This is a genomic window from Acinetobacter larvae, from assembly GCF_001704115.1.
GTDB classification, from domain to species: Bacteria; Pseudomonadota; Gammaproteobacteria; order Pseudomonadales; family Moraxellaceae; genus Acinetobacter; species Acinetobacter larvae.
The window spans coordinates 1298792-1320263 of sequence record NZ_CP016895.1 but is presented as its reverse complement, the minus strand read 5'-3'; the positions used below and the strand labels follow the sequence as shown (position 1 = coordinate 1320263).

20 protein-coding genes, 2 tRNA genes and 1 pseudogene are annotated in these 21472 nt (G+C 40.0%); 7 read left to right on the top strand and 16 right to left on the bottom strand.

Annotation, left to right across the window (positions count from 1 at the left end; translation table 11 throughout):
• Positions 1-388: 388 nt before the first annotated feature.
• Genes BFG52_RS05800 through catA form a run of 3 tightly spaced genes read right to left on the bottom strand, consistent with a single transcriptional unit; the run spans position 389 to position 4209 of the window.
• A complete protein-coding gene (locus tag BFG52_RS05800; RefSeq protein WP_067553525.1) occupies positions 389-1942 on the bottom strand; it encodes a GTPase in 1554 nt (517 codons plus the stop codon).
• Complete coding sequence (locus BFG52_RS05795; protein ID WP_228703807.1) at positions 1939-3261, bottom strand: GTPase; 1323 nt, start codon at positions 3259-3261, stop codon at positions 1939-1941. The genes BFG52_RS05800 and BFG52_RS05795 overlap by 4 nt, the downstream gene beginning before the upstream one ends.
• A gap of 12 nt (positions 3262-3273) precedes the next feature.
• On the bottom strand, positions 3274-4209 hold the full coding sequence (gene catA, locus BFG52_RS05790; protein WP_067553519.1) for a catechol 1,2-dioxygenase: 936 nt from the start codon (positions 4207-4209) through the stop codon (positions 3274-3276).
• 687 nt (positions 4210-4896) lie between these two features.
• Here catA and BFG52_RS05785 point away from each other — a divergent pair.
• On the top strand, positions 4897-5298 hold the full coding sequence (locus BFG52_RS05785) for a hypothetical protein (protein ID WP_067553517.1): 402 nt from the start codon (positions 4897-4899) through the stop codon (positions 5296-5298).
• A 184-nt stretch (positions 5299-5482) separates the two neighbouring features.
• Here BFG52_RS05785 and lptB read toward each other — a convergent pair whose 3' ends face one another.
• From lptB to BFG52_RS05760, 5 genes are read right to left on the bottom strand one after another with little or no spacing between them, the layout of a single operon-like run.
• Positions 5483-6229, bottom strand: a complete 747-nt coding sequence (gene lptB / locus BFG52_RS05780) for an LPS export ABC transporter ATP-binding protein (RefSeq protein WP_067553512.1) — start codon at positions 6227-6229, stop codon at positions 5483-5485.
• Entirely contained in the window at positions 6229-6753 is a 525-nt protein-coding gene (gene lptA / locus BFG52_RS05775; protein ID WP_228703830.1) for a lipopolysaccharide transport periplasmic protein LptA, read from the bottom strand. The genes lptB and lptA overlap by 1 nt, the downstream gene beginning before the upstream one ends.
• Before the next feature lie 25 nt (positions 6754-6778).
• Positions 6779-7321: an LPS export ABC transporter periplasmic protein LptC gene (gene lptC / locus BFG52_RS05770; RefSeq protein ID WP_067553505.1), complete on the bottom strand. Its 543-nt coding sequence runs from the start codon at positions 7319-7321 to the stop codon at positions 6779-6781.
• Between the two features lie 26 nt (positions 7322-7347).
• Entirely contained in the window at positions 7348-7893 is a 546-nt protein-coding gene (locus BFG52_RS05765) for a KdsC family phosphatase (protein ID WP_067553503.1), read from the bottom strand.
• A gap of 2 nt (positions 7894-7895) precedes the next feature.
• The gene (locus BFG52_RS05760) at positions 7896-8888 is read right to left on the bottom strand and encodes a KpsF/GutQ family sugar-phosphate isomerase (protein WP_067553500.1); all 993 of its coding nucleotides are present in this window, start codon (positions 8886-8888) and stop codon (positions 7896-7898) included.
• 192 nt (positions 8889-9080) lie between these two features.
• Here BFG52_RS05760 and cysS point away from each other — a divergent pair, with 192 nt between their 5' ends.
• Complete coding sequence (gene cysS, locus BFG52_RS05755; protein WP_067553498.1) at positions 9081-10499, top strand: cysteine--tRNA ligase; 1419 nt, start codon at positions 9081-9083, stop codon at positions 10497-10499.
• A gap of 65 nt (positions 10500-10564) precedes the next feature.
• Positions 10565-10640, top strand: a tRNA-Gly gene (locus BFG52_RS05750).
• Positions 10641-10766: 126 nt separating this feature from the next.
• Here the strand turns inward: BFG52_RS05750 and BFG52_RS05745 are convergent.
• The 3 genes and pseudogenes from BFG52_RS05745 to BFG52_RS05735 all read right to left on the bottom strand — a co-directional run.
• Positions 10767-11453: a tetratricopeptide repeat protein gene (locus tag BFG52_RS05745; protein WP_067553497.1), complete on the bottom strand. Its 687-nt coding sequence runs from the start codon at positions 11451-11453 to the stop codon at positions 10767-10769.
• 303 nt (positions 11454-11756) lie between these two features.
• The gene (locus BFG52_RS05740) at positions 11757-12314 is read right to left on the bottom strand and encodes a hypothetical protein (RefSeq protein ID WP_067553495.1); all 558 of its coding nucleotides are present in this window, start codon (positions 12312-12314) and stop codon (positions 11757-11759) included.
• A 763-nt stretch (positions 12315-13077) separates the two neighbouring features.
• Positions 13078-13341: pseudogene (locus tag BFG52_RS05735) on the bottom strand (PAAR domain-containing protein); the annotation flags it as partial.
• Between the two features lie 380 nt (positions 13342-13721).
• Here BFG52_RS05735 and BFG52_RS05730 point away from each other — a divergent pair.
• Entirely contained in the window at positions 13722-14003 is a 282-nt protein-coding gene (locus BFG52_RS05730; protein ID WP_067553493.1) for a YciI family protein, read from the top strand.
• A gap of 441 nt (positions 14004-14444) precedes the next feature.
• Positions 14445-15131, top strand: a complete 687-nt coding sequence (locus BFG52_RS05725) for a hypothetical protein (protein ID WP_067553491.1) — start codon at positions 14445-14447, stop codon at positions 15129-15131.
• Between the two features lie 265 nt (positions 15132-15396).
• On the opposite strand, the gene BFG52_RS05720 is transcribed toward BFG52_RS05725, so the two are convergent.
• A complete protein-coding gene (locus BFG52_RS05720; RefSeq protein ID WP_067553489.1) occupies positions 15397-15654 on the bottom strand; it encodes a CPCC family cysteine-rich protein in 258 nt (85 codons plus the stop codon).
• Between the two features lie 642 nt (positions 15655-16296).
• Here BFG52_RS05720 and BFG52_RS05715 point away from each other — a divergent pair.
• A complete protein-coding gene (locus tag BFG52_RS05715; protein WP_067553487.1) occupies positions 16297-16647 on the top strand; it encodes a DUF3147 family protein in 351 nt (116 codons plus the stop codon).
• Between the two features lie 249 nt (positions 16648-16896).
• On the opposite strand, the gene BFG52_RS05710 is transcribed toward BFG52_RS05715, so the two are convergent.
• Together BFG52_RS05710 and BFG52_RS05705 are read right to left on the bottom strand one after the other, a co-directional pair.
• Complete coding sequence (locus tag BFG52_RS05710; protein WP_067553485.1) at positions 16897-17760, bottom strand: IS982 family transposase; 864 nt, start codon at positions 17758-17760, stop codon at positions 16897-16899.
• A gap of 208 nt (positions 17761-17968) precedes the next feature.
• Positions 17969-18058: transfer RNA gene (locus BFG52_RS05705), tRNA-Ser, on the bottom strand.
• Positions 18059-18292: 234 nt separating this feature from the next.
• Here BFG52_RS05705 and greB point away from each other — a divergent pair.
• Positions 18293-18784, top strand: a complete 492-nt coding sequence (greB, locus tag BFG52_RS05700; RefSeq protein ID WP_067553484.1) for a transcription elongation factor GreB — start codon at positions 18293-18295, stop codon at positions 18782-18784.
• Between the two features lie 61 nt (positions 18785-18845).
• Here greB and BFG52_RS05695 read toward each other — a convergent pair whose 3' ends face one another.
• A complete protein-coding gene (locus BFG52_RS05695) occupies positions 18846-20189 on the bottom strand; it encodes an amidase (protein ID WP_067553482.1) in 1344 nt (447 codons plus the stop codon).
• The gene (locus BFG52_RS05690; protein ID WP_228703806.1) at positions 20186-21466 is read right to left on the bottom strand and encodes an MFS transporter; all 1281 of its coding nucleotides are present in this window, start codon (positions 21464-21466) and stop codon (positions 20186-20188) included. The genes BFG52_RS05695 and BFG52_RS05690 overlap by 4 nt, the downstream gene beginning before the upstream one ends.
• Between the last annotated feature and the right edge of the window lie 6 nt (positions 21467-21472).

Below are 21472 nucleotides of genomic sequence, written 5' to 3'. Positions count from 1 at the left end.
GGATTTGCCATCTTGCCCATATGGCAAATCCTAGCGAAACGCCCTCTTTGCTATGCAGCCCCTACCGCCCTAAAGCGCTACAAACTCAGCTTAAATATGAGAATATCAGCAGTAGCACGGGCAATATCATTTCGCCCAAAACTATATCCTGCCCAAAGCTATATATCCTACCCAAAGCTATATCCTGCTCAAAGCGATCTCCTACCCAAATATATTCAGCCCAAACATATTCAGCCCAATGCCATAGCATGTCCAAAGCGCTGTTATATTGAAGGCTAAAATATCTATTTTGGGCTGGGTCGTGTTCAAGCAGATCAAAAAAAATGCGCCAAGACATGGCGCAAAGCGTGTTCGTTTCAGAGAGATCCCAAACTTATGGGACGCTTGATTATGCAGCTTGGCGCATACGCATCTGCTCTGCTATGTGTTTTAACTCCTGCGCAGCCTCAGCTAAACAACGCTCAAAATCTGTCAGTTGCCGAGCAACCGTATCAAGTGATGCTGCGCAGTGTTCAAATACTGGTGCAATCTGTTGCTGTAGTTTATGTTGTAAATGTCCAACCAACTCGGCATGCAAACGGTCATACGCATAAGTAGGTTGATCCTCAGCAGTAAGCGCGGGAATACGCACATAACCGATATGATCCGGCAACGACCAATTGATCGCATGCAGTGGTTGAAATTGATAATCCACCAGTTGCACAGCAAGCTGTTCATTTAAAGCCTGATTTGCCCATTCACTCACGGTGCTATATACGGCATCGAGATCTTGTGTATAGGCATGTTGTTGTAATAAGGTCGGTAATTGCGGCACTACACGGCGCCATGCCTGTAAAATAACTTGTGCTTGTTGGCTTGGTAAGGCACGCTGCATGGCTAAATGTTGCTGTGTCAATTGCTGCAGCGCAGTTGTGCCAATCTCGCATATGGGCTGTAAAACTTTTTCCTGCAAATAATGTAAAAAAATTTCAGCCGCTTTACGTTGCTTATAGGCTTGCGCTGGGATCACCAAGCGCAATAATGCCGCAAAGAGTTGGCTCAGCCCAGAAGATAACATCGCTTGTGGGCTAAAACCTTCTTGTCTCAACATTTGCGCTGATATAGAAACTGCAGGACGTAGTAACTGCACATCTACGCCCATGGCGGCTAATTTCTGTTTGCTACGTTGTTCAACATCCTGTTGTTGCAGCGCACGTTGTGTCGGACTTTTATTGCAAAGTACCGTATGAATTGCGCCATCAATTTCATCTTCTTCAATCTGATCACTTCGGGTAATCACTGGTAATACGGGTTTATAACGCCCTAGCTCTTGCGCCAACGCCTCCAATTCTTGTACTTGCCCTGGTGAAGATGAACTGCTGAGCCACAAAACGCCATCTGCACTGTCCATAAAAAGTTGCGTCAAGGCAGCATTTTCAGCCGTTACCGAATGTAAGCCGGGGGTATCTAATAAAATAACCTGCTCCCCCAAACAAACACCTTGTAAACGTGCGGTGGTTTCTGTCGCCCCTTCTTTGAAGCCCGCTTGGCTCTCAATAATCTGACCGTTGTGCAGATACAAATATGTGACTTTTTGCTCTGCTAAACGAAAACACTCTGCCAATGCATTGCAGAGTGAACTTTTACCCGCATTAAATTTACCAAACACCAAAAACATGACTTTATCTTCAAAGCGTTGCGCTAATTCTTGTGCTGGCGCCAATGCCGTCCATTGCTGCTCCCACGTCGCCCTTTGACGGCGCAACTGACTTGATAGCGCAGTGAACTGTTGTTGCAACGGGCTGTGTTGTTGTAAACCATGGGCAACAAAACCTTGCTGGTCAATGCGCTGTGCCAGCACATCACGCCATGTCCGCATCTGGCTGAGCAATGCCGAAACATCTAATGAATGATCTGGTTTATCATGGCACTGCTGGATAAAATCTTGAACTGAAGTATTCATGCTATCGCCTCCAAGCATTGCAACGCATCCAAGGCATGTTGTTGCTGATCAATTTGACTTTGCAGATTCTTTAGTTGTGATGCCAACGCTTGGCGCGCATCAGAGAGTTCAAAATAATGTGCAAAATCACGACTAAGTCTTTCACGCCCAGCGGTTTCACAAAAAATTCGCTGTAGATCCTGACGGAATTTCACCGATACACCCAAGACTGCAATCATAATGGTATCAATACTGCGCACATGACTACGTTGCTGCACCGGCAAACTGACCACACCATGCTGGATCAATACACTATTGATCTCTAAACATGCCTTAGAATAAGCCACTTGAATACGTGCACGTTCTTGTTTCCCTGCCGTCATTTTGAACATATTTTCAAATGAATCTGCTATTAAAGCATCATCATCTGAGCGTGCACGAATAGTCTCTTGCAAATCCTCCGTGACTTTGTGCAATACACCTGCTAAGTCACGGTCAAAATCACAACGTTGTTGTTGCTGTAATTGCTGCAACTGTTGTTGCTGCAGCACCAGCACGTGTTGCTGTGCTGTTAAACTTTGCTGGAGTACACGACACAGCATCGCTTTTTCATGCTGGCGAGCTTGAGGAACAGCAGCCAAAGCGACATGCAATGCTTGTTGTAATGCCGCTATACCACTTTTTTGCTGCAACAAAGCTTTAGCACTTTGTAGCCCTTGGCGGTGACGTGTCGCAGAAACAGGGAACTGTTTTAAGCTTGGTGCTTGGGCACCAATAGACTGGCAGATCTGCTCATAGACGGCGCTATCAGCAACTTGATCAATTTGCGTCAGCACCAATAATGTTTGACGTTGGCTTTGTGCATCATCCTGTTGTAGCTGCTGCAATAATGGCTGCTCTGCCGCATCCAACTCGCCCTCTTTGAGCGAATGAACAAATAAGCGGATATCAGCCTGACACCATAATGCATCTTGCGCATAACGATCATCTTGCCCCACCACATCAGCATCCAATCCTGGTGCATCCAACCAACGTGCTTGTTGCTGAATATGCTCTGCCAAATTGACCGTTTCGCGTCGATCTGCCACAGCAAAAATATCATGCCCAATCAGCTCATTGAGTAAGCGACTTTTACCGTGGTTATATTTGCCAATTACTGTAATGGTCGCGGGTACGGCACTACATAAGACTTTTAAGCGGGTTAAATCGATAACGCGTTCAGGCAAAACATCCTGTATTTTTTGTACTGCTTGATCAAGCACTTGAATATCCATAACTTTATTCTCAGCATTCCTTGCATATAAATCGAGCTGGAGATAACCAGCAAGATTTATAGTCATTGTTTGATCAGATTAAGCTTGCAGACGTGGACGCTCCACCACTTGATTGTCTACACCATCGACCAATTTACTCAGTTTAAAATCAAATTCCATTTCACCAAATGCTTCAGTTAAACCATTGGCTTTGATCACGGCTTCATCGGTATGCTCAACCACTGGGACCACTAAACCTTCACGGGTTGCGTAGGCAAAATCATCATAAACATAGGGATCATCCGCCATATTTAACTGTGTGGTGAGTTTACGATGCCCCTCTGCTGTGATGAAAAAGTGGATATGTGCTGGACGGTTACCATGGCGCCCCAATTGATTTAAAAATTGCTGTGTAGGTCCTTCAGGCGGACAACCATAGCCTTTGGGTACAATACTTTGGAAACGATAACCACCATTTTCATCGGTAATAATGGTGCGACGCATATTGAAAGGTGTTTGTTCACCTGTCGGGTCAAAGTGTGAATAAAAGCCTTTGGTATTGGCATGCCAGACTTCTACTTGTGCACCAGCCAAAGGTTGACCTTCTGAATCATAGATCACACCATGCATCATCAGAGGATGACCATCTGGATCACTGCCATCATCTAAACGTGCAAAGCCATGTTCAACCGGTGCGCCAGCCACATACAATGGACCTTCAATTGTGCGCGGTGTACCAATTTCCACTCCCAATGCCGCATCTTGTGCATCCATACGCATATCGAGAAAACGATCAATGCCCAAACCTGGAGATAGCAAAGCAGCTTCTTGGCTGGTGCCCAATTGGTTGATGTAGGCAACAGCTGTCCAATATTCATCGGAAGTAATATCAAAATCTTCAATGGTTTTAAAAAGATCAGAAAGAATACGATGTGTGATTTGCTTGACGCGAGGGTTACCGCCCTCTTGTTCTAAACCGCTAGCTAGACGTAGAAAATTTTGCACTTCCTCTGTATCGAAAATTTTTACATTCATGGCTATCTCCTTCATAATGCCAAAAATAAGCTGATCCTGATCGCAACATACTTTGATTAGATACTGTTCCATCACCCAATTCGAGCATGATGCAATATCGGCGTGCTCAATCTGGGCTGTATCTGTTCGGTTAAATGCTACAAAAAACGAGATATCAGGGTTACATAACAGGGTTTTATATCTTGCAATGAAATTTATTATAGAGATTCGCAAAGCGATCACAACAACTCATAAAGTTTATATAAATACCTTTAAGGTATGCTATAGAACAAAATTCCAGCTTAAATCCAGCATCAGCTGCTGGGTTTGCTATGAGCAATGACTATCTTCTCAGTACATTTTGCTTCCATGCTTGCTTATCACATCTTTATCCTATGCATAGCACGCAACACCGTTTTTAGCATCCTTCCATCAAACGGATAAGTCTGCAATAGTCCCAAAGGTAGAACAGGGCAGCGCCAAATGAATAACAATTGCTTTAAAATCTTTTGCAGAAAAATCAGATATTCAATACTATAACTTATACTTGATGAACTGGAGCATGATGAACTAATGCTTGATCAACTTGAGCTGCATGCATTGATCATTCATACATTGATCGTTCATTTGTATCCATCGGGAACAGGCATCCATATCGGGTGTAGTGTAATTTCTTTAACGCGTGACTTTTAGCAATGGAACATGCCTATGACATTAAATCGCTGTCTTATTCTAATCAGTAGTGTTGTGGTTTTATCTGCTTGTCATTCCAATAGCGTCAATCGATTGGTTTATAATTTAGAATCACCACAAGGTGCTTATCATGTAGAGGTCAGACAATGCCGTGAAAACGATGCCATGTTTGGTCCGGCTACCAAGTTACAAGTATCTTTACTGCGAACAGGTGAATCAGAAAATTGTCGTGCCACCATCAAAGCCTTGTCGCAATTTAATGTCAATCAAATTGATCAACAGCTACAACTACAGTGGTTATCCGAATCAGAATTGCGCGCTTGGCATCCAAGCTTTAAAGCCAATGGACCGCGTGAACAATTTTATATTCAAAATCCACACGTTCGGATTGTCTTTACCCCCCAAGAGCATCCCTAAATCTATCACCGAAACACTATAATACGCATCGGTAGCGCCATACCACCAAGACTGTTGTCGTTAAAATCCCACACCTTGGTTATAAAATTGCCAACGTAGCGCATAGATAACAAAACATTCGCCATAAAAAACCCACTTATGGCGAAATGGGTTTTAGGCTGAAGCATTGGCACATTGCGTTTAGTTAAGGAACAAAGTCCTCACCAAGATAAACTTCGCGTACCATTTCATTGGCGAGCACCTCTTCGGGTGTTCCTTCGGCAATAACAGAGCCTTCACTCACAATATAAGCATGCTCGCAAATTGCCAAGGTTTCGCGCACATTATGATCGGTAATCAGTACCCCAATACCACGATCTTTTAAAGTACGAATAATGTCTTTGATGTCCCCAACAGAAATGGGATCTACCCCAGCAAAGGGCTCATCAAGCAACATAAATTTAGGGTCTGCCGCAAGTGCGCGAGCAATCTCGGCACGGCGACGCTCACCACCTGAAACACTCATGCCCAAGGAGTCTTTAATATGCGTGATTTTAAAATCTTCCAATAACTCATGTAAACGTTGTTGCCGTTGCTGTTTATTGAGATCTTTACGCGTCTCCAATATAGCCATGATATTATCGGCAATGCTGAGTTTTCTAAAAATCGAGGCTTCTTGTGGCAAGTAGCCTATACCTTTTTGCGCACGTTCATGCATGGCTAAATCTGAGATATCGTGTTCATCCAGATAAATCTCTCCTTTATCCATGCGAACCAGTCCCACAACCATATAGAAACTCGTGGTTTTTCCAGCACCATTGGGACCGAGCAAACCAACGATTTGTCCACTCTGCATATTGAATGAAACGTCCTTAACCACCCATCGTTTGTTATAATTTTTAGCCAAATGACGAATCGTTAAACTGCGTCCTTGTGGTGTATTCTGCTGCATTAGTCACGGGCTCCCGGAAAGGATTTGGTTGCAGATGGCGGGATAATAATTTCAATTCGCTTATTGCCTGTACCACCACCTGAGCTACCCGCCGCTTCAATATCACCTTTATTCATACTGTATTTTAAGGTATTACCACGAAAACTGGCTCCATCTTGGTAAATATAAGCATTGCCAAGCAGTGTGATAATACCCGATTCAGCATTATAGGTAATTTTCTGCGCTTCACCGCGGGTTAATCCTTTTTTACCTTCTTGCTGCTGTTGAAATTTAGCAGGCGCCCCCGTTGCAGTCACAGCACTAATTTGCTTATCTTTATTTAACTGCGCGACGATGGAAGCAGATTGTAATTTCAAAGTACCTTGCTGAATCACAACGTTACCACTATAAGTGGTGACACCGGTTTTATCATTATAGGTTGCACGGTCGGCAACCAATGAAATCGGCTGATTCCGATCACTGTCTAAAGCAAAACTATGCATAGAACAAAGCGTTGCGGCACAGAAAATAAATTGACGTAGCATATGATATGAACGCGTCACTGTAAAATTATGGGACATATTCCCCTCGAATATTGAAGAAATCATATTGACCAGAATTAAAATCTGCTTTTAAACCCTGACTAACAAACTGTGAACCAGGTGAGGTAATATTGATTCGTTGTTGCGTTTCCAGCTGACGTTGCTTCGGAAAGAGTGTGAGCTGATCCGTGGTAAAAATCATCTGACCAGTTTGTAACACTTTCGTAGCTTTGACATCACCTGACAATATAATTTTTTCATTCTGATTAAACCCAGCAGCGGTATTGGCCTTAAAGGTTGCATCAACTTGATTATTTAAATACATCGTCGCATCTATTTTTCTTAGCTTCGATGTATCATTTTGTAGATTTTGCTCTAAATGCTCAATCTCCGCACGAATATATAAATCACCTTGCTCATTGGTTTGCAGCACATCCAGCCCATCCGCAGAATAAACCATATTACTGCTATTTTGTGTTTCCAGTTTTTGACCTTTACCACTATAGTAATAATATGCTCCACTGATCGATGCAATGATCACAGCAGCCAAGTAAAGTATTCGTGTATCCATATAACCAAGCTCAAAGGTGCAAAGAATTAAGATGTATGTGGTGCTGCCACATATTTTTCAAGCAATGGCTGATAAGCGCCTTTAGCCATTAATAACATATCACAAACTTCGCGCACTGCACCACGCCCACCCATAGCTTGCGTGACCAAATCAGCGCGTCTGCGAACTTCAACATGACCATTTGGAACAGTCACTTTCATACCCGCAATTGCAAAAGCAGAAAGGTCTGGCCAATCATCCCCCATATACAAACAATCTTCTGGATCCAAAGCCAGTTGTTGGCAAGCTTGCGTTAAAGCCGTCCCTTTATCTTCACGACCTTGATAGAGTAAATCCACCCCAAGATCTTGCATACGTTTTTCAACAATATGACTTTTACGCCCAGTAATGACAATAACTTTCAAACCCGCTTGTTGCACCAATTTCATGCCCAAGCCATCTCGAATATCAAAAGATTTTATTTCATCACCACTATTGGTAAAACTCACAAAACCATCGCTTAAAATACCGTCGACATCTAGAACCAATGCTTCAATATGACGTGCTTGTTCAAGTAATACGTAGGATGCCATGTTTAATTTACCCCTGCTTGAATCAGATCGTGCATGCTAATCACGCCAATCGTGGTATTGTCAGCATCCACCACAATAAATTGGGTAATTTTTCGTTCATTCATTTTTTCTAAAGCTTCTACAGCACGTGCCTCACTGGAAATCGTTGCAGGCTGGCGAATCATCACTTCAGAAATAGGTAAATTGACATCAAAGCTTTGTTGACGATCGATTAAACGGCGCAAATCGCCATCTGTAAAGATACCTAATAGCTTATTATTGTGATCAACGATTGTCGTCATTCCCAAACGCTTATCTGAAATTTCATACAGTACTTTATTGAGCGGAGTATCTGGATAGACTTTCGGTAACGCATCACCGCTATGCATAAGGTGTTTGACGTGTAGTAATAGTCGTTTTCCTAATGCGCCAGCTGGATGCGAGCGTGCAAAATCATCTGCAGTAAAACCACGCGCATCTAATAAAGCTACGGCCAAAGCATCGCCTAAAGCCAAGGTAGCAGTTGTGGTTGAAGTCGGTGCCAACCCCAAGGGGCATGCCTCTTGTACCGGTCCTAAAGTGAGCGCAACATCGGCACTTTGTGGCATCGGTCCAGTAGCATCACCACTAATCGTAATGAGGGGAACTTGTAAGTGTTTTATCAGTGGCATCAACATCATGATTTCATCACTCTTACCAGAGTTGGAAATGGCAATCACAACATCACCGCGTACCAACATGCCTAGATCGCCGTGACCAGCCTCGCCCGGATGCATAAAAAACGAAGGGGTTCCAGTCGAGGCAAAAGTTGCGGCCATTTTGCGTCCAATATGACCAGATTTCCCCATGCCTGTCACCACTAAACGTCCTTTACATTGCAAAATAATCTCACATGCACGGCGAAAACGATGATCAATTTGTGTTGCGAGGATTTCTATTGCATGACGTTCCAAAGCCAAAGTTTCTAATGCGACTTTTTCAAAATCAATGGGTTCAAGACAATTCGATGAATTCAAGAGCGTAAACCTTTACTAAAACAGCTTTTAAAGCAGGATAAACCGAAGCTGTTAATTTTAACATAGCAGAAGCATTTCCTTATTCGATAAATGTATATTTTTCAATAAAAGCATAATTTCCCCCGCAGGGCTTTGTGAAATATTATGCTTAAGTTATGATAAAGCACCTTGTTAGACAGCTTGTGATTCACTATGCAACCTTTTGTTCTATATAACTCAGAGCAACGTCAGAAAGTAGAGTTTATTCCGCGTAACCCAGGCCATATAGATATGTATGTCTGCGGTATGACTGTTTATGATTATTGTCATATTGGTCATGCACGTGTCATGGTTGCTTTTGACTTTATTGTGCGTTTCTTGCGTAGCCAAGGTTGGAAAGTGCGTTACATTCGGAACATTACGGATATTGATGACAAAATCATTCGTCGTGCCAATGAGAACCAAGAAAGTATTGCGCAATTGACGGATCGTTTTATTCAAGCCATGAATGATGATGCCAATGCCTTAGGTTGCTTAGCACCAGACCAATCACCACGTGCCACACATTATATTGAGCAAATGCAGAATATGATTGGACAACTGGTCGATCAAGGTACAGCCTATCCATCTCGCAATGGTGATGTATATTTTCAAGTTGAAAAATTTAAGCAATACGGTCGTTTATCCGGTCGTAAACTGGATGACATGCAAGCGGGTGCATCTGAACGTGTTGATGTCGAAGTTGAAAAACAACACCCCTTTGACTTTGTGCTTTGGAAACATGCCAAAGAAAATGAACCTGCTTGGCCATCACCTTGGGGGCTTGGTCGTCCTGGTTGGCATATCGAGTGTTCTGCCATGTCAACCTGCTGCTTAGGTAACCATTTTGACATTCATGGCGGTGGTTCTGATCTATTATTTCCACATCATGAAAATGAAATCGCTCAAAGTGAAGCGGCGACAGGTGAACAATATGTTAACTATTGGATGCATGTTGGATTTATCAATGTTGATGGCGAAAAAATGTCAAAATCACTGGGTAATTTCTTCACCATTCGCGATGTCATGGATAAATTCCATCCAGAAGTGATCCGTTACTTTATCATTTCATCACACTATAGAAGCCCTGTTAATTTCTCGGACAGTGCCTTAAAAGAAGCAAAATCGGCACTCAGCCGCTTTTATCATGCTGCCAAAGCTTACCAACAAGCCTATACACAACAGCAATCCACACCATTCCCGGACATTATTGAACGTTTTAATGTCGCCATGCGTGATGACTTTAATACCCCTGAAGCCATCGCCGTACTATTTGAAGTCACCAAAGAGCTTAACCGTGCAGTCAAAGAACAAAATGCTGAACAGGCTGCAGCGTATTATGCAACCTTAAGATATCTTACTGATATTCTTGGTCTATTACAGCATGATGCCGATGACTTTTTAAAATCTGATATTGGTCAGCAAGCACTCAGCTTATCCGAAGCCGAAATAGCTGATTTTATTCAACAACGACAAGATGCCAAAAAAGCCAAAGACTTTGCTCGCGCTGACGAAATACGTCAGCAATTACTCGCACAAGGTATAGTCCTAGAAGATACCCGTCAAGGTACGATTTGGCGTCGTGCTGATTAAAGCAGCAGTTAAATAGGCTAAGCATTGACAGCTCAGCAAAACAATCTATAATGCTGATCCATATTGCGGGAATAGCTCAGTTGGTAGAGCATAACCTTGCCAAGGTTGGGGTCGGGAGTTCGAGTCTCCTTTCCCGCTCCAGATTTAAAGTAAGTAAAATCAATAGGTTGTAAGGTTTTAATTAACCTTACAGCCTGTTTTTTATTGTCGATCGGTCAGCTTTGGTTATTCAAAATAATCAAAATTCGCATTAAAAAACACTTAATACTAATCATCTTCAAAAAGAGATATAGCATCTTTATGTCCATTATCGGCTGCTTTTTTTAGCCATATTTCAGCCATTTCATTATTTTGGGCGATTCCATCACCTCGGTGATACATCATTCCCACTGTAAATTGGGCATCTACATTTCCTTGTTCAGCGGATTTACTGTACCACTCAAAAGCTTTTTTATAGTCTTGAGCGACACCATTACCATCTTCATAAAGAAATCCTAGATATTTTTGAGCATCAGCATTTCCTTGTTCAGCAGATTTGCTGTACCACTCAAAGGCTTTTTTATAATCTTGAGTTACGCCTTCACCATTGGCATAAGCTGCACCAAGGTTATTTTGAGCCTGAACATTTCCTTGTTCAGCAGCTTTGCTATACCACTGAAAAGCTTGCTTATCATCTTCCTCTACCCCATGACCATTTGCGTATAGTGCACCAAGGTTATTTTGCGCATCAACATTTCCTTGTTTAGCAGCTTTGCTGTACCACTCAAAGGCTTTTTTATAATCTTGAGTTACGCCTTCACCATTGGCATAAGCTTCACCTAGAAGCGCTTGTGACAAAGCATCTCCCTGATTTGCTAAGTTTTTAATATCTTCAAACTTAGATGTCTGACCACATGCAGATAAGGACAGAATTGATAAAATAATAATAATTTTTTTAGTAGGTACTAAATGCATAAAGCGGTGGCTCCAATGGAAAAATAGAGGGTGCTTTTCAATCAATCTCCTTAAAATATGTCTAAGCTTTATTGACCACTACATGTCTAAGTGTCATGAAATGCTCCATTTTTGATGTTTCCCACATCATTTAGGAGACAGTTTATCACTTATAGGTGTTGTTCAAATTTTCTGGACCACTTCTGTTTTTCAGAAAATCTCCTTAAATCAAGAGTATTCAATTTTCTACTTTTAAGTTCAATGATTTTAGGGAGCATTACCGGGTTCGCCTTTGTGCGATTCTTTAGTTGACCTTATCACAGGCTATGATAGCTGCAATTTCATTGTATACTCTAATGTACGCCCAGGTTTTACCCCCCACCCTTTTTTATACTCCACTACACCACATTTACTATCAGTACTCGAGTATGTAAATTCTTGAACGAAGTCTCCTTGCTCGCAAGCAAACATAGCGTGCGCCTCGTTTCCCTTATATTCCAAACGGATAAGTTTGGCCTGTGAAGTGCAGCTAGTACCAATTTTTGTGAAAGCGGTTGTTTTTGTTTCTGGACTAGGGTAAGAAGGTTTGTAGTTGGAACTTGCCTCACTTATTAGATTGGCTAATTGTTCTTCCTCCGGAAGTCTTAAGCTTAGAAACTTACAGTACCTAGAGGTCGCCCGCCCCATATCCATCTTAGAAAGACCAGTTGAAAGTGTTTCATAAAGATTGAAAAAACGAAATGGTGCTCTTATAGATATATCCCTACCAAGGTCTAAAAATTGCTCAGGAAAGCTTCTTATAGTGCGAGGTAAATCTTTTATATAGAGGGTAAACCACACGACCAATGGTATAATAACAAAATATCTTTTCTTAATTTTCATTTAGTCATCTACTTAATAATGGTGTTTTTGTAGTATCTTTTTGGTAATCAAAATTAAATTTACGGGCATAAATCGTAGGCATCTCGCAATCATATTTAATACAATAAGCTTCTGAAGCAGTCTGTTTTCCTGTTGCAATTTCTATACCCTTGCCCATTATCTTTATTCCAGCTTTGTAAACTGGATTGGTATTATCAGCATTCCAGCTATATGTATCCTTTTTAAATTCCACATATCCTTTAAATTGGAAATTTGGTTTACCAAGAGCATCAACACCAAGGTTCGTTAGTTTACCCTTAGCTATCCCAGCTAGCCTACCTAGAGGCCATTCTTTTGAGGTTACCGTTCTAAAATATTCACCACCAAACCCTAAGTTATCCCACACGACGTCAATGCTTTTACCTTTCGAAATTTTGGCTAAAGCTTTCCCAAGATCCCAATTTTTATCTACACTCCGTTGAATCATTTCTGGCAACTGTTCCATCGCTATCTGAACATCCCATGCTTTAGGGTCGATTTCATATATAATGGCTTCAGCACCATAAGCGTATTGCTTATGCATTGCATCAAAGTTTTCACTAAAAGTCTGCTTTTCTTGCGCTAAAGTTTCGGGCTTTGTGGATTCAAGTTCTCCCCACCACCACTTGTAATAAGCAATATTATTGACACGAGTGGGCTGATTTTCTTTACCTATGAGACTATTATTTAGATCTTGTTGAGAGCTTGCGGGCTGAAAAACTGGTGCAGAGCGATAGTTCACCCCTCCACTATCTCCCACGACATGAGATTGCTGCGGCTGAATAGTTGCACCGCAAGTTAACTTGTCACCCGCATAAGCTACCGCCTTACCATCAAAGATAATAAGGTCATGATTTTTTATTACCGTAGACCAGCATTTACATTTAGGGCAAAAATGGCCATCGCCAGCACGTACAAATAAATTGCCTTGCTGTGAGCTTCTAACCTGAGTCGATGGGATTAAACCGCCGTGATCCGTAGGGGCATTATGAATTGCAAAACCTTTCATCTTTCTTCTTTTCTAAAATATTTTCATATTTTTAGCATAATCAAATACAAGTCCCAATTTTGTTGTGTAAATTTAGAGTGACCTAATCTACTAACACTCCTCACTCAATCGCCCCTACCACCGCCCCATGCCTCGCCTTACACTCATTATACTTCGCCACGGTATCCACAAGCCCACAGCATAACGGCGCTAGCCTGCCCTGATCCTAGCTTTTGCAGATCAGAGCAAGGGTGTTTTTTTAAAACGGACATTTTTACTTTGGAGAAAATGGACATTTCTATTTTGACCTGACAAACTCTCATTACGCATAAGCACCATTATGCTAAATGGACAAAAAATTTAGTAAAATATTTAACTTATAGATCAAAAGTGGGCTAGAAATGATAGTAGTAACTCTTACTTATAAAAAACCATTAGCAAAAGTCGATATTTTCTTAAAAGATCATATAGTTTTTTTAGATCATTATTACAATTTAAAGAAGTTTTTAGCATCAGGTCGTAGAGAGAATCGAGTAGGAGGAGTAATTCTTGTTTTAAGTTCTTCTATTCAAGAAGCTCATGACATTATGAAAAATGATCCTTTTTATATTCACGATATTGCTGATTATGATTTTATGTGGTTTGAACCATCTAAATTTTTAAATGGGATTGATATTATTTAGTCATTCGTTTCTTCTAAAATTAACATAATACACCTTATGCGAAACCAAGTTGTTAGAAGCCATTTAAAGTGTCTATATCCTCACCAATAAAAATGTCTAGTTTATGATAGTTAAACCATCATGGACTGGATATAAAATATAGATGCTGATCACTATGTCTGACAAAGAAATTTAACGTCTTGCAGTACTGCAAGTACGTTCGAGATCAACATATTATTCAAGTTCGTGCAACAGCTGCTTCTGCCACTGTTCGATATTCAGCGAAGCACACTGCCTGCATTGATATCAATGTATTCAATGATGGTTTTGATGGTAGCTACAAGCACACGGCGCTGGACCTCACCTAGTTGACTCTCTGCTAAATTTTCTCATTGATAAAATTTTTCAAAATATGGTTGGTCTAATTATTAAACCTATTCACATGCCTATATGAGGAATAAAATGCCTAATTTCTTTTTAAATTCCCTTTTTTACAAAGCTTTATCGCGATCAGAAAATGATCTTGATGCGCAGATGCAGCTATTAGAAAAATTAATACGTGGCTTGCAAGTTATCAATCCAGTATTTAATAACTGGTATGTAAATAATGCCAAAAACTCACAGCCCCCCTTAGATTTACCATTTCCAAGCGAAAGTGCTGACAAATATTTTAAATTGCTTAAAAAGAACAATGAATTTAAGCCACTTTTATTATGGAATGGCCAAATCAATAACGATTATTATGCTAATATTGCCTTGCAGCTAATACATTTGAGTATTAGCTTAAATAAAACAATCCAACCTAGCGATCTTATAAAAGTTTTTTCCGTCATTTTAGAGGTTTTTTCGGTTAGGTACCTTTATTTATCCAATAATTTTAATAATGAAATCCGCGTTTTTGAGCACAGCTATCCTGTTTCATCTATTTGTTATTTACCTAAAATATTGAAGGATATAGCAATACCTCATCTTTATAAAAAAATCATAATTGATAATGAGGTAAATAAAGGTACGCTTCTAATTTTTGATGAAAATATATATGATGAATCAGATGAAATGAAGAAAAAAATACAAGAAAACACTTTAGCCTTAGTTGAGTTGGATTTAATACCTTCAACCAAGTTACCAGATAATTTTTTTGAAAAATAAATGGTTATCTAAGTTTAACCAAATCATTATATATCAGCTAGATTCTTAGCCCTCACTCCGAGGGCAAGCCTTAATCAAAGCCCCATGCCTCGCCTTGCACTCATTATACTTCGCCACGGTATCCACAAGCCCACAGCATAACGGCGCTAGCCTGCCCTGATCCTAGCTTTTGCAGATCAGAGCAAGGTGTGAATAGATTGTTTTTTGGATGACCAATTTAGCTTCTAACAAATGAATATCACATAAGTACTTATGTTAAATGGAGCTATTCAGACTCATATGGTGCTCGAACATTTTTTACGAATCTTTGTTCTATTGCTCCATATTTTTTAAAATTAATACGTGCTTGATTGAGAGATGGGATATTTGCTCCACCGCTAAACTTAGGATCGTCATTCTGCACAGGATCATCTTCCCAAAAGCAAACAGGACATATATCGTAATCCCCATTGCTCGGCTCAAACCTAGTTAGACAATCACAACATACGCATGGATATCTATCTGTTTCCAATTTGTCTACCATTAAGTTAACCTAAAAAAGTTTTCATGTAATAAAAATACTCTAGTCTAGACTGCTCAATGTACGTGACGCTTCTATTGCATGTTTAATTTAACGTTAGAACTTATATTTTCTAAAACTAATATAGTCGAAAACTAGTTTCTCCTGCATTTTCCGTCATTAAAAATGCACTTCATTATTAAGTTATTTTTAAATTAACATCATATATCTTAGTGCAAAACAAACTTAATAATATATTTTAAATCAAATGGTTAAATCTTATAAATAAGCCCTAGTCTTTATTTCAGGACCAGATATCCGTCGAAATCCTAGCCAAGATCACCGACCATAAAACCATGAGTATATTGATCAACACTTATCCCCCACCGCAAGAGAAATCACTAAAATGCTCAATACTGCTTAACAAAAATAGCCCGTCGTGTGTGGACCCCCACCAAACATCCTTAAGCTGGTCTGGATTCCATTAATTGTGGATCTAAGCACAGCGATCAGATTACTGATCTGGTTAACAAAACTCATTTTCTGCAATCATTCATGTTTTAAGATCAAATTTATAAGTAAATTAAAGTCAGTGACTTATGTTAATTTTTTTTCAAAAGTTTAAAATAATGACTATTTAGTTATTAGATTCACCAAGGTAGTCGAATGATCCATGTAATTATTAAATATGCTATTACTGCAGCAATGGTGATCCTAATCTCTGAAGTTGCAAAACGCAGTGATCGTTTAGGTGGACTACTTGCAGCACTTCCTCTTGTAACAGTTTTTGTTCTTATTTGGATGAAATTAGAAGGACAGAGTTCAGAAAAAATCGCCAATCATGCATGGTATACCTTTTGGTATGTTGTACCCACACTACCAATGTTTTTAATTTTCCCTCTGCTATATGATCGCTGTGGCTTTTGGGTAGCACTTGTTGCTTGCTGTGCAATCACTGTTATTATTTTCTTATTATGGGCAAAACTACTACAAGGCTTTGGGGTATATCTAATCTGAGCTCCAATAGATTCTGGACATTCAGTGACTAGACTGGGGGTTTATATCACTCAAGCCAAGCCCCACTCTAGAGCTTTCACAACTACCTCATATTCCCCCGCACCCATTCTATTTGATAATGACATCTGCCAAAGCAATAGCATGATTGCACTGCACCGCCCTGATTCTAATTACCGCAGATCAAGAAAACGTATCAGCAGATTCGCTGTTACCGGCAATGATAAGTAACCTGAGTTCGATGAAAAACGTTCAACCTTTCAGCATATTTTTGAAAGTTGGCTTATTCGGATTTAAACAATAAGCCACTACAGCAGCCATAATATTTACCATGAAATTATTCACAGAACGATGACGCGAATGGTCAAGTTGATGTAAGTTTTTTAACTGATCATTCACCGTTTCTATTAATCCTCTTCTGCCAAGCAATTGTTTTTCTTCTTCAGTTCGGAGTGGCTTGTTTTTCATATTCTTACGTGATGGAGTCAATATTTTTAATCCTCTTGCTGCTAAAGCCTCTGTCTTAGCTTTGCTTAAATAGCCTTTATCTCCTAATAAAATGCCTTTTAATTCTTTGGTTAAAGACTCTAGTACAGCAATATCATGGATATTCCCTGATGTTACTTTAATATTAATAATTTCACCTAAGTTATTGATAACCATGTGTAATTTAAAACCATAGAACCACCCAGTACTACTTTTTCCACGATTCGCTAAGCCTTTAAATACGCGGTTTCTTTTAATTCTAAGATTATGACAAACTACAAGTTTGGTTGAATCAATAATACTAATTCCTGTATCAGTTCCTTTAACCTGATGAAAAAAGCTACTCAAAGCTTGTAAACAACGTGGCATGATTTCAATAAAACGATTATAGCTCAGCAGCTTAGGAAATGCTGATTTCCAAAAAGGGATGACCATGTGGCAGTAAAAATATTTAAAGAATCTAAAACCTGATTGGTGAAATAAGATAACAATTGTCATGATCTCAGATAAACTTAAAGCTGACTTTTGAACTGGCTTATTTTGCTCAGGAATAAGAGCTTTCTCTAGAGATTCGTTAAATATTTTGCAAAAATCATCCACTTTACAGAATAATTCGGTAATATGATCCATAGAAAAGCCTTGTGTTTTAACTTTTGTCTTAAGAACCAATAAGTTATAAACATTAAGGCTTTTTTTCTACTTTTTTTATGTCGAACTCAGGTTAAGTAAGACAGTCATGGTCTAATAAACTCAAACCACAAAATAAAAAAGTAGAGTACGGGACAAAATCCTAAACAAGAAAAAAGCCCTTGTAACAACAAGGGCTTGATTCAGAATTTGGCGGAAGCGGTGAGATTCGAACTCACGGAGGGCGTGAACCCTCGTCGGTTTTCAAGACCGGTGCATTAAACCGCTCTGCCACGCTTCCAATGGCGGCTATCATATAAATAAAATCAGCAAATGGCAAATGCTTTTGGTCAGTTATGATCTATATGTCTAAAAATAATCCAATTTGGTTGTAAAAAACAGACCGCACAGCGCTTTGTTATACCTAGCCCCTCACCACATGCTATGATGGCAACTTACTTGATATTGCTTCATCGTAATAAAAGTCTTTAAAATACGTCAACTTATTACGTCTATAACCCATCGGATAATTGATATGAACCGTAAATTATTGACTGCAGAAGGTTATCAACGTTTACAAAATGAACTGAATGATCTGGTTCGCACTGAACGACCCGAAATTACCAAAATCGTAGCATGGGCAGCCAGTTTAGGCGATCGCTCTGAAAATGCTGATTATCATTATAATAAACGTAAATTACGTGAGATCGACCGACGTATTCGCTACTTAAGCAAACTCTTTGAGGTCGCTCAAAAAATCGAATATCGTCCAGAGCAAGAGGGTAAGGTCTATTTTGGCGCATGGGTTATATTAGAAAACGATGCAGAAGAAACTATTCAGTTTCGTATTGTGGGTGATGAAGAAATTTATGGTTCTAAAGACTATATTTCTTTACAAGCACCGCTCGCCAAAGCCTGCCTCGGCAAATCAGTCGATGACGAAGTGGAAGTACAAACACCAAATGGCAAAAAGCTTTGGTATATTGTGCAGATCAATTATCATCAAACAGATCTTTCGTCCATCTAAATAAAAAAGACTAAACCCCAGTCTCAACTGAGATTTAGTGCAGAAACTTAAGCAGCTTTGATTATGCTAAATCAGCAACCCGCCCTGCTAACGATAACGTTGTTGTGAGTTGTTGCAGATGCTGTAATAACAATTGATCCTTACCTTGTGCAGCAACGAGCTGTACACCTATCGGTAATTGCTCCGTAGAAAAACCAATCGGGTAAGCAACGCCTGGCGCATCTAAATAGTTAAATGGTCGAGTATAATCACCAACATGACGAAAGCCTTGATCTTCTGGGTCTAGAGCAGACGCAAATATCGGGCTTACCGGTAAAACTAAGCATGCATCACCCCCCAATGATTCAGCAAATGCTTGTTGATATTCCAGACGTTGTGCAAGCGCGAGTTGATATTCAGACACTGCGATGTCTTTGCCACGTAATACTCTTTGACGCACCACTTCCCACATTTTATTTTGCTTATTTTCAGCAGCTTTACCATGATTGTGGTAGCTTTCATAAGCAATAATGGTTGAGGTCAAATCAGACAAATGTGCAAAATCAAAATCCTTCGGTTTTTGCCAAGCTCGAAGCTGAATACCCTTTTGCTGCAACGCTTGTAAATGTTGCCGCCAAAGTTGCAATATTTCTGTTGCTAATGGATTTGGAAAATCCTTTTCATCTAAATAATAGATGCTGTTCAACGGCATTACTGCTAAATGACTTTGATCTTGTTTCAATAATTGATAAAACTCAATAATATCTTCCGATGCCAGTGCGATCGGTCCGAGGCTATCTAAAGATTGCGCTAGAGGAATTGCGCCACGCGCATTAATTTTATGGGCAGTTGGTTTAAAGCCCAATACTCCATTAAGCGCGGCGGGAGTACGAATCGATCCCCCAGTATCACCACCAATCGCAATGGGGCATAAACCCGCTGCAACAGCAACAGCAGATCCAGAAGATGAACCACCAGGAGATAGCACCTGCTTGGACCAAGGATTATGAGGAGTACCCTGTAATGGATTTTGCCCAGATAATCCAAAAGCCAATTCTGTCATTTTAGCTTTCGCTAAAATAATAAAACCAAGACTTTCCAGTTTATTAAACAAAGCGCAATTTTTATGTGCAATATGATCTAAATAAACAGTACCTGCATGGGTAATATAGCCCTGTACATGTAAATTATCTTTTAACACAATTGGAATACCATGAAATGGACTCAATTGTTTGCCTTTAGCCGTTAATAAATCTAATTTACGTGCCTGTATCAAAGCCTCGGATTCAAATAAATCTGAAATACAATTCAATGCCGCATATTGTTTAATGCGATCGATATAAAACTGTACCACATCAACACAACTTATTTGTTTCTCTGCAATACGGCGAGCTATTTCTAATGCAGATACATTTAAGAGATTCATTTTATATCTTCCAATCGTTTTCCAGCAGTTTCAGGCATTTTTAAGAAGGTGATTAATGTGAGCAAAGCACCAACCAATACCATAAAGTAAAAATAATCTTGCTTACCGATACTTTGTAACCAAGTCAGCACATAAGGTGTTGTCCCACCCAGCAATGCAACCATTAAGTTATAAGGTGCACCAATTCCAACTGCGCGAACTTCTGTGGGAAATTGCTCAGACATCACTGCAGGTCCAATTGCGGTATATAAGGCATAGAGCAATAGTCCAAAGAGTTCAGCCAATAAAATGGATGAGAAAGATCCATCCATCCATTTCATCACTGGATAGAAAAAGATTAAATATCCCAAACTAAAAACAATTAACTGAGGTTTACGTCCAAATTTATCGGACAACCAACCAAATAATGGTTGACTCAACATAAAGATAATCATGGCGATGGTATTGGCTGCAAAAGCAGTTTGTGGAGCTGCCTTCAGACTTTTTATCGCATAAGTAGGGACGTAAATCACGAAGATATAAAATGCAAAGGTGGTGAGTATCGAAATTCCCACAATACGCATGGTCTCTTTCGGATAGTTTTTAATTAGCTTACCCAGTGGATTACGTACCTTTTCTTTATTCTGGGTCATTTCACTATCGGGCACAGAATGACGAATCCAAATGCCGATTAATCCACCAACCGCCCCCATAATAAATGGAATACGCCATCCATACTGATTCATTTGTTGATCAGTCAATACTGTTGTCAATACCCAAGCTACACTTGATGCAAGTAAAATACCGATCGCGGAGCTAAAGAACATAAAGCTGGAATAAAAGCCACGTTTATGATCAGGTGCCATCTCTGCTAAATAAGTTGCAGCTGAAGCAAACTCCCCTCCTAAAGATAAGCCTTGTAATAAACGGGCTAAGACTAAAATAATAGGCGCCACAATACCGATGGTGGTATAAGTTGGGGAAAGCCCAATCATCAGTGATCCACCAGCCATCATTAAAATCGTTGCAGCCAAAGCCGCCTTACGACCAAAGCGATCAGAGAAAATCCCGAGAACAACGCCTCCCAATGGTCGCATAAAGAAACCCACTGCAAAAATAGCGAAGGTTGCGAGTAATGAAGCCGTTGGATCATCCGATGGGAAGAACTGCTTCGAGAAAAAGACTGCAAAAGTGGCATAGATTGTCCAATCAAACCATTCAATTGCATTACCAATCGTACCTGCAAGAATCACTTTCTTTTGTGATACATTGCTTGATGTGGAGCTTAATTTTTTCATAATTGA